This is a genomic window from Bacillus sp. SH5-2 (assembly GCF_008368905.1).
Classification (GTDB): Bacteria; Bacillota; Bacilli; order Bacillales; family Bacillaceae_G; genus Bacillus_A; species Bacillus_A luti.
In genome coordinates, this window is the sequence record NZ_QOSD01000031.1 from 42870 (window position 1) to 52072 (window position 9203).

Genomic DNA, 9203 nt, shown 5'->3' on the forward strand with positions numbered 1-9203 from the left:
ATCCTGTCATTATAGAAACGATTTTGAATGTAAGGAATTTGTAAGGAATAGGTAAGAAAAAAGAGATTTTCATTGTATAGGATAAAAATATAAGGAGGCGTGAAAGGGGGAGTAAGTACGGCCTACATATAAAACAAACAATCAGTAACAAGAGTGTTTTGTGAAAATAATGAGTACAATGATTGCAAATGCATTGTTGCCTTTTCATCATTGGGAGAATTGATAGCTGTGTGGTTCGTATATGACACTGCTATCAACTATCTATACAATTTTAATAGAAGAGAGGAATGCTTTATGAAAACACGCAGTAAAATTACATGTGCAAGTCTAGCACTTTTAATAGCTGGAAGTTCCCTGTTATACATAACACCAGCCTCAATTGTAAAAGCAGAACCCGCGCAAAATGTATCTAGTTCGTTACAAACAAGTACGCAAAGCGATCGTACTTCCGTTAAGAAAGCAATGCGAGATGAACTGCAACTTGGATACCCGGGAATACTCGCTCAAATTTCTAAGGGTGGTAAAACTTGGAGTTATACCGCTGGGATAGCGGATCTGAGAACTAAGAAACCAATGAAAGCAGATTTTCGCTTTCGCATTGGCAGTGTGACGAAAACGTTCATTGCAACAGTTCTACTTCAATTATCTGGAGAGAACCGTTTGAATCTAGATGACTCCATTGAAAAATGGTTGCCTGGTGTCATTCAAGGAAACGGATATGATGGTAACCAGATTACAATCCGGCAAATATTGAATCATACAAGTGGTATTGCTGACTATATAAATTCAAAGGACTTTGATATTACGGATATAAAAAAATCGTATACGGCTGAAGAATTTGTAAAGATGGGGATTTCTCTTCCTCCAAACTTTGCTCCAGGGAAGGGTTGGTCTTATTCAAACACAGGATACGTAATACTGGGGATCCTTATTGAAAAAGTAACAGGAAACAGCTATGCGGAAGAGGTTGAAAATCGGATTATTGAACCGCTTGATTTGTCAAATACATTCTTACCTGGTAATTCAAGCGTGATTCCAGGCACCAAGCATGCCCGTGGCTATTTGCAACTAGACGGAGCAAGTGAGCTAAAAGACGTTACTTATATTAACCCAGGTAGCTCGGATGGAGATATGATTTCCACTGCTGACGACTTAAACAAATTCTTCTCTTACTTACTCAGTGGCAAATTACTGAAGGAACAGCAACTAAAACAAATGCTTACTACAGTTCCTACAGAAAGAGAGGGAACTGGATATGGTCTTGGAATCCTTGAAATTAAGCTTCCGAACGGTGTCTCGGTATGGGGACACAGGGGTGCCGTTCCAGGGTTTTCCACTTTTGCTGGTGGAACACTTGGAGGCAAACGTACAATTGCTATCAATTCGAACAGTTTAAACATTAATAATCCGGAATTTTTTAAAAACATTTTACTTGCTGAATTTAGCAAGTAGGCAAAAAGGAAAAACGGAAAAACGGATAAATTTTGTCATTTGTAATTTCAATCGGAATGGATTACCGCTTGAAATGAGTATAAAGGGGGATTAAGTATCTAGAAACAATCAAACCAATCATGAGAGATGGTTAAGTAAAAGGAGTGGTTTATACATTGGCCGATTAAAAGAGCAACACATATAATGAGTGATTATTATATATATAGTATTTTTGTTGTATTTCTTTAAACATACCTATATTAAAACCCAAATTTCTCAATTTAATGCTGAGATATTTGGGTTTTTCTAAAGTAATCAATTTTTTAAAAACTTTTTAGAAATTTAAAGATAAAGTAGTGTATACATGTAAGTATGATTAAAAATGAAAAGTTGTAAATGCTAAATTTAATTAAATACGCCTTACTCTCTTTACCATTGGCCTGAATGAATAGTTTATAGGAGATTACACTGGCTAAAGATGCGATAATTGTTCCAAGCCCTCCAATATTTACTCCTAGTAATAAAGCTTTCCAATCAGAAGTAAAGTTTGATAGAAGAATTGAAGTAGGAAAATTGCTAATCAATTGACTCAAAAATATGGAACTAAAGAAGACTGAAGTATCTCCTCTTAAATTAGCGCGAGCAAATGTCTCCAGCGCATCGGAATGGGAAATGTTTCCGATAAAAATAAAAAAACAGACAAAAGTTAGTAGAAGAAAGTAATCGATCTTAAATAGTAAGTTTCTATCTAAAGTAAATGCTGCCATCAATGTTACTATTAGCGCAATGTAATAATTAATGACACCAAAAATAGATGCAATGATAGTGATAAGTATCAAAATCCAGATGGTAGCTTTTTTTCGATTCTTCACGGTAATAACAGGTAGTTCTATTTTCAAATCTGTTTTTTGAAGTTTTTGAGTAAATATAAATAACAAACTAATTCCAAGTACAGCTAAAAGCAGGATTGAACCTAAAAATGGGATGAGCTTAATTCCATAGTAAGAATATAGGTATAAATTTTGTGGGTTTCCCATAGGCATCAAGCTACTGCCGATGTTTGCCGCAATTGTCTGCAGGATGATTGTATCCATCATGTTCATTTGTGTTTTTTTACTAATGACAAGTGTTATTGGTACAAAAGTGAGGAGAGCAACATCATTTGTTACAAACATGGAGCAAATAAAGCATAACAAAATTAGAATAATAGATATTGACCTGCTGTTATTGCATTTATTTAAAATAGCAACGGCAAGTTTGTCTAATATCTTTAGCTGTTCAAAGGCCTTAATGGCCACCATTAGATTAAATAAGCTAATCAACACTTCAAAGTTAATATATTCGATCTTTGGCGAATGTATTAAGCAGCTTACAATTGCTAGTATCAGTGAAATGGTAAGTACTAAATCCTTTTTTAAAAATTCGAATTTCATAAGGAGTCTTTTTTTATTTTGAACGAATACGATTTCTTTCACAATACACCACCTGTAATCTATGTTAGTAAATATACATTTTTTTGGATAACACAATATTGCTAGAAAAGAGGATGTTATAAGGTCCTAAATAAGAGATTTGTAATGTTTCATCCATTCAACAGAATCCTTTTTTGCTTAGTGTCTTTAATGTTGTAAATATGTGCAATATAGACGAATCCAACTAGGGGGATTAATTGAGAAAACAAATGTTTTTTGTATGATACCATAAATAAATTAAATGTTTTATTTTTGAAATATTCTTATAATATCCTATCGATTCTTGATTTCAAATACTTTATATGAAGTTCTAAAAGAGAAAAAGTATGCATGTTTTTATCCCGCTTTAACGGGCAGTAAGACCCCCACCTCAAAATTCAGCGGAAGCAAAGAAGTTAGGTGGGGGATCAACTGTCCGTAAAAGTCCGATTGGTGAGGGCTGATAATCAGTGGGGGATGAACAAAACCCCCACTGATTAAAGTTTCACTTTATGAAGAAAAAAGAGGCTTGTCAAAGGTTAGGTAGAACGGAATCCGCGACATTTGGATACTGTATAAAATTCACAAAATCTCAGTGTTTTTTAGATGAAAAAACCTTAAAATATTTTTTGTTTTTATAAAAATCTGTACTTTTTCGTAACATTCTGTACTTTTAATTATAAATTAAAGACAAGGTTCTCTTAGTTGAAGATTGAAAGCGCTTCATAGTTTTTCTGTGAATTTTTTACCTAGCCTATTTTTGAGATTAGTAGTGAGAAAGGAGATATTTCCATGTTCTTGAGAAATTTAACCAAAAACCAATTAATCACTATTGATTATTATGATTTAAATGTAGATCACCGGTAAACGAAACAAACATAATAGTACAACAACATTAGTGGATAAGAATATTAGTTTTACAGAAGGGGATAGAGCACCGTGTGTATAAACGTTAAGTTCTTCAAAATTCCAGTTTTACGGTTACATGTTGTGATGTTTGCTTAAACAGGCCAATCCTATTAATATAGAAAATTTTTATCCTTGTTGTATTTGAATATGAATGAGGTATTTATGCCAGGAAATATAGGTGATTTTATATAGATTATGAAATATAAATTTTGGTATGGAGTGATAATATGGAAAAGTTTTTTGTAGATTTAGTCGGATCAACGAATGATTTTTTATGGTCTAAATTGTTAATTATTATGCTTGTTATTTGCGGAATTTATTTTACATTTAAATTAAATTTTGTACAGTTTCGAATGTTAAAAGAGATGGTCCGTGTATTAATGGAGGGGAAAAGTGGTTCTAAAGATCAAATCTCTCCTTTTCAAGCGTTTTGTATTGGTATGGCAGCTCGCGTTGGAACAGGGAATATTACAGGAATTGCGATTGCGATTGCATTAGGAGGTCCTGGAGCTGTATTTTGGATGTGGATTATTTCTATTATTAGCTCGGCATCCAGTTTTGTTGAAAGCACATTAGCACAGATATATAAAGTAAAAGATAAAACTGGCTTCCGCGGTGGTCCATCCTATTATATGGAAAAAGGGTTGAATAAACGTTGGATGGGAGTATTATTCTCTATTTTAATCACAATTACTTTTGGTCTTGTATTCAATTCAGTACAATCAAATACAGTTACAATTGCTTTTCAAAACTCATTTGGTACAGATCGTCTAACAGTCGGGATAATCATGGCCATTGCTTTCGCTGCGATTATCTTTGGTGGTGTACAACGTATTGCAAAAATGGCTGAATACAAAGTGGTATTTTTAGCGGTATTATACATTGGAGTTGCATTATTTGTTGTAATTACCAACATATCAAAAATGCCGGAAGTTCTTTCTCTTATTGTTCAAAACGCATTTGGTTTTAAACAAATAGCAGGAGGTTCAATTGGTGCAGCACTTATGAATGGAGTTAAACGTGGTTTATTTTCAAATGAAGCTGGTATGGGAAGTGCACCAAACGTTGCCGCAACAGCAACAACAAGTCATCCGGTGAAACAAGGACTGATTCAAGCATTTGGTGTATTAACGGATACACTGATTATTTGTACTAGCACTGCCTTTATTATTTTGCTTTCTGATGCATATAAACAACCGGGGTTAAATGGTATTGCACTTACACAAGCAGCATTAAGTGAACACATCGGTTCTTGGGCATCGGGTTGTCTTGCTATCTTTGTTTTTTTATTTGGATTTGGTGCGTTAATTGGCAACTATTATTATGGTGAAACAAACATTCGATTCTTACATACAAGTAAAGTGTGGTTAATGATATACAGAATAAGTGTGTTGGCTATGATTGTATTTGGTTCTGTTGCAAAGGTTCAAATTGTATGGGATTTAGCGGACTTATTTATGGGCTTTATGGTTATTATTAATTTAATTGCTATTACCTTACTTTCAAAAGTAGCATTTGCGGCGTTACAAGATTATATAAACCAGAAAAAAGCTGGTAAAGATCCTATTTTTTATAAAGAAAATATTAAAGGGCTTGAAAATATTGAATGTTGGGATAGTTATGAGAAAACTTCAAAAAAGAAAAGTGTGTAATAAGAAAGATATTCAGACTGCAATATGTCTGAATATCTTTCTTGGTTCTAATGCAAATATTATTGATGATAGTAAAGAAAAAATTATTCTATATAAAGTTAATAGTACGGGGGAATATTGTTAAATGATAAAGGATTCTAGCGTTCAAGTTGAGGGTCAAGAAAAAGTTTGCTTAGATCAATGGGTAGCTCATTATCGAACGTATGCAGCTAAGGGACGAAGCGCCAGTTATATTCCCGCTCTGGGGGAAATAAATGTATCGCAGTTAGGTATTTGTATAGTAAAGCCAGATGGAACAATGATAAAGTCAGGAGATTGGGAGGTACCTTTCACATTACAAAGTATATCAAAAGTAATTGGTTTTATAGCCGCTTGTTTAAGTCGTGGTATTTCTTATGTATTAGAACGAGTTGACGTAGAGCCAACTGGAGATGCCTTCAATTCAATTATTCGTTTAGAGATACATAAACCAGGAAAACCTTTTAATCCTATGATTAATGCTGGAGCGATTACGATAGCTTCACTTTTGCCAGGGACATCGGTGCAAGAAAAATTAGAATCTCTATATGTATTAATTGAAAAAATGATAGAGAAGCGTCCTGCTATTAATGAAATAGTATTTCAATCAGAATGGGAAACGGCTCATCGTAATAGAGCTTTAGCATACTATTTAAAGGAGAATGGTTTTCTAGAATCAGATGTGGAGGAGACACTAGAGGTTTACCTAAAACAATGTTCGATTGAAATAAATACAGAAGATATTGCCTTAATAGGGCTTATACTAGCACATGATGGATATCATCCTATTCGCAAAGAACAAGTGCTCCCTAAAGAAGTAGCTAGGTTAACAAAAGCTTTAATGCTTACTTGTGGAATGTACAACGCTTCTGGAAAATTTGCTGCTTTCATTGGATTACCAGCTAAAAGTGGGGTGTCCGGCGGAATTATGACACTTGTTCCCTCAAAGCCTAGGAAGGATTTACCGTTCCAAGATGGATGTGGTATTGGTATTTACGGACCAGCCATTGATGAATATGGGAATAGTTTACCAGGAATTATGTTGTTAGAACATATTGCAAAAGAATGGGATTTAAGTATATTTTAAAAAGGAGCACAGATATTTTGGTGTTAGAGCGAGTCCAAAAGTGTTCAGACCTTATATTGTGTCTGAACATTTTTGAGTTATAAAGTATCTTTCTAAAGTAGAAGAGTGTAATGAATACTCACAATCTATAATGCTTTCGTTTATATCTTATTTATCAGTTTTTGAAAAAAATAGAGTAAGTGTTGTATTAATGCAAATAGGTTTGTATACTGACTGTTAGGCGAAAGTGAGAAGTGATTATTTTGAATCTTAGTAATTTAGTAAAAAAAGACATCTATATTCTCGTTTTAATGATACTTACAGTACCCTTAGTAGGTGAAATAAAGTCATTTCCTTTAAATGAAACATTTAGAATGAGCTTTGGTGCACCAACCTTTTTCTTTTTTTTGTTATTGTTTCGAAGAGTCCCAGCATTTTTACCAGGTTTTTTAACAGCGATAGTCGTTGTAGTATTTCGTATCTCAATGGATGTCATTATAAAGGGAAATATGGATTGGCTAGCCGCTTTTCATACTCACTATCCTAGTTTTTTCTTTTATTTTACGTATTCGTATCTCTTTCATTTAGCAAAAATCAAACGTTTTCATCATCAACCACTAATAATTGGTTTTATTGGTTGCATTATTGAAATATTGTCAGACTGTGTGGAATTAATGATTCAATATTTCGTATTAAAAACATCGATCACATCCGAGGCAATAAATGAGATCATTGTTATCGCATGTTCCCATAGTTTTATAGTTCTAAGCTTTTTCAATATGATGAAATTGTATGAAGCGCAATCAAGGGAGAGACACATAAAGAAACAAAATGAACATATGCTTATGCTCATCTCTAATTTATATGAAGATGCTGTTCATTTAAAAAAAACATTACAAGATGCTGAGAATATAACAAAAAAATCCTATGATTTATATAAAACCTTAGACTCTTTTGAGTACAAACAGATGAATTTTCAGTTTGAGGATTTAAGACAACAGGCATTACAAATTGCTGGTGAGGTCCATGACGTTAAAAAGGATAACCAACGTATTTTTGCGGGGCTTTCAAAACTAATTTCTGATGAAAGTTTTACAGATTATATGTCTGTACATGAACTGGTAAATATCATTATACAGGCGAATACGAAATATGCACAGTTACTAGAGAAAGACATTCAATTTGTGTATAAAATTGATGGTGTGCATCCTCATTATCATATTTACACAATCTTATCTATTATAAATAATATCGTTACAAACGCTGTAGAAGCTATCCAAGGTATGGGAACCATCACAATTGACATTAATAAAGACCACCATTTTGTTGAATTTCAAATAGGCGATAATGGTCCCGGTATTTCTTCAAAATATAAAGATTCAATTTTTGAGCCTGGGTTTACTTCTAAATATGATGATTTAGGTAATCCATCGACAGGCATCGGATTATCGTATGTTAAAGAAATGGTCGAACAACTTGAAGGTGATGTTACGCTTGAGGACAGAACCGAAGGAAAAGGATCAATTTTTATAATTAGATTAGGGATTGATCATATAATTTCGAAAGGGTGATTCTATGTATTTTTATATAGTAGATGATGAAAAAGCGGTTCGCTCAATGTTGGCTCAAATTATCGAGGATGAAGATCTTGGGGAGGTTATTGGAGAAGCTGAGGATGGTTTATCTTTAGAGCAACAAATGCCAATCCTTAAAAATATAGACATTTTATTTATCGATTTGTTAATGCCGATTCAAGATGGAATAAAAACAATTCGTCAAATAAAACCTTCGTTTAAAGGGAAAATCATCATGGTCTCTCAAGTAGAATCAAAAGAATTAATTGCTGAAGCTTATTCGCTTGGCGTTGAATACTATATTATTAAGCCAATTAACCGGATTGAAGTATTAACAGTTGTTCGGAAAGTCATTGAACGAATTCGTTTGGAAAAATCGATAAAAAATATTCAAGAATCGCTTAATATGGTACTAAAATTGGATAGTAATTCAAGTGCGCAAGAAAAATACCGTAATGAAAAACATTTAAATACTTTTAATCATTTTCAAAATTCCATTCATTTTCTTTTGTCTGAATTAGGAATAGCCAGTGAAAGTGGAAGTAAAGATTTAATGGATATGCTAGATTATTTATATAAATATGAACAAGATAACACGTTGGAACAAGGTTTTCCCTCACTAAAAGAGATTTTTATGAATTTGGCTCAAAAAAAACTTGGGGATTCAGTTGAAGATGCTGAATTAAAAAGGTTCATAGAAGCTTCCAAACAACGGATTCGGAGAGCAATTTATCAATCATTAAACCATTTAGCATCTCTTGGACTTACTGATTTTTTAAACCCGAAGTTCGAAAATTATGCTTCTAGATTTTTTGATTTTACTACCGTAAGGAGAAAGATGACAGAATTGAATAATGAACCAACATTACCTGCTCGTATTGATACGAAAAAATTTATTCAAGTTCTTTATTTTGAAGCAAAACGAATACACTTGGAATTAAGATGATAAACTCTTGCTAATTATTATTTTCAATTGATAGATTGATAATTGTTTTAATGTTATTTGTTTTATATAGTTTTTCTAAGAGAGTATTTTCTTTTATTTCATATTGGTTTTAAAATCAGAAAATTCCGTATCGATTCGGTAGAAGTATATTAACTT

Annotated in this window: 6 protein-coding genes; 5 read left to right on the forward strand and 1 reads right to left on the reverse strand. The window is 33.0% G+C overall.

The window, feature by feature from the left end; genetic code table 11:
- The first annotated feature begins 294 nt into the window (after positions 1 to 294).
- Positions 295 to 1452, forward strand: coding sequence for a serine hydrolase domain-containing protein (locus tag DN410_RS24455; protein WP_149178388.1), 1158 nt, complete (start codon positions 295 to 297; stop codon positions 1450 to 1452).
- A gap of 302 nt (positions 1453 to 1754) precedes the next feature.
- Here the strand turns inward: DN410_RS24455 and DN410_RS24460 are convergent, their stop codons facing one another.
- On the reverse strand, positions 1755 to 2906 hold the full coding sequence (locus DN410_RS24460; RefSeq protein WP_149178389.1) for an anion transporter: 1152 nt from the start codon (positions 2904 to 2906) through the stop codon (positions 1755 to 1757).
- A gap of 1112 nt (positions 2907 to 4018) precedes the next feature.
- Between DN410_RS24460 and DN410_RS24465 the strand changes: the two genes are divergently transcribed.
- The 4 genes from DN410_RS24465 to DN410_RS24480 all read left to right on the forward strand — a co-directional run bounded on the left by DN410_RS24465 (position 4019) and on the right by DN410_RS24480 (position 9047).
- On the forward strand, positions 4019 to 5443 hold the full coding sequence (locus tag DN410_RS24465) for an alanine/glycine:cation symporter family protein (RefSeq protein WP_087956765.1): 1425 nt from the start codon (positions 4019 to 4021) through the stop codon (positions 5441 to 5443).
- Between the two features lie 124 nt (positions 5444 to 5567).
- On the forward strand, positions 5568 to 6548 hold the full coding sequence (gene glsA, locus DN410_RS24470) for a glutaminase GlsA (RefSeq protein WP_149178390.1): 981 nt from the start codon (positions 5568 to 5570) through the stop codon (positions 6546 to 6548).
- A gap of 233 nt (positions 6549 to 6781) precedes the next feature.
- Complete coding sequence (locus DN410_RS24475; RefSeq protein ID WP_149178391.1) at positions 6782 to 8098, forward strand: sensor histidine kinase; 1317 nt, start codon at positions 6782 to 6784, stop codon at positions 8096 to 8098.
- Positions 8099 to 8102: 4 nt separating this feature from the next.
- Complete coding sequence (locus DN410_RS24480; protein ID WP_000274081.1) at positions 8103 to 9047, forward strand: response regulator; 945 nt, start codon at positions 8103 to 8105, stop codon at positions 9045 to 9047.
- Positions 9048 to 9203 lie beyond the last annotated feature (156 nt).

Coding starts and splice junctions, on each gene's coding strand:
- DN410_RS24455 (WP_149178388.1), top strand. CDS start 295: ATGAAAACACGCAGTAAAATTACATGTGCAAGTCTAGCACTTTTAATA.
- DN410_RS24465 (WP_087956765.1), top strand. CDS start 4,019: ATGGAAAAGTTTTTTGTAGATTTAGTCGGATCAACGAATGATTTTTTA.
- glsA (WP_149178390.1), top strand. CDS start 5,568: ATGATAAAGGATTCTAGCGTTCAAGTTGAGGGTCAAGAAAAAGTTTGC.
- DN410_RS24480 (WP_000274081.1), top strand. CDS start 8,103: ATGTATTTTTATATAGTAGATGATGAAAAAGCGGTTCGCTCAATGTTG.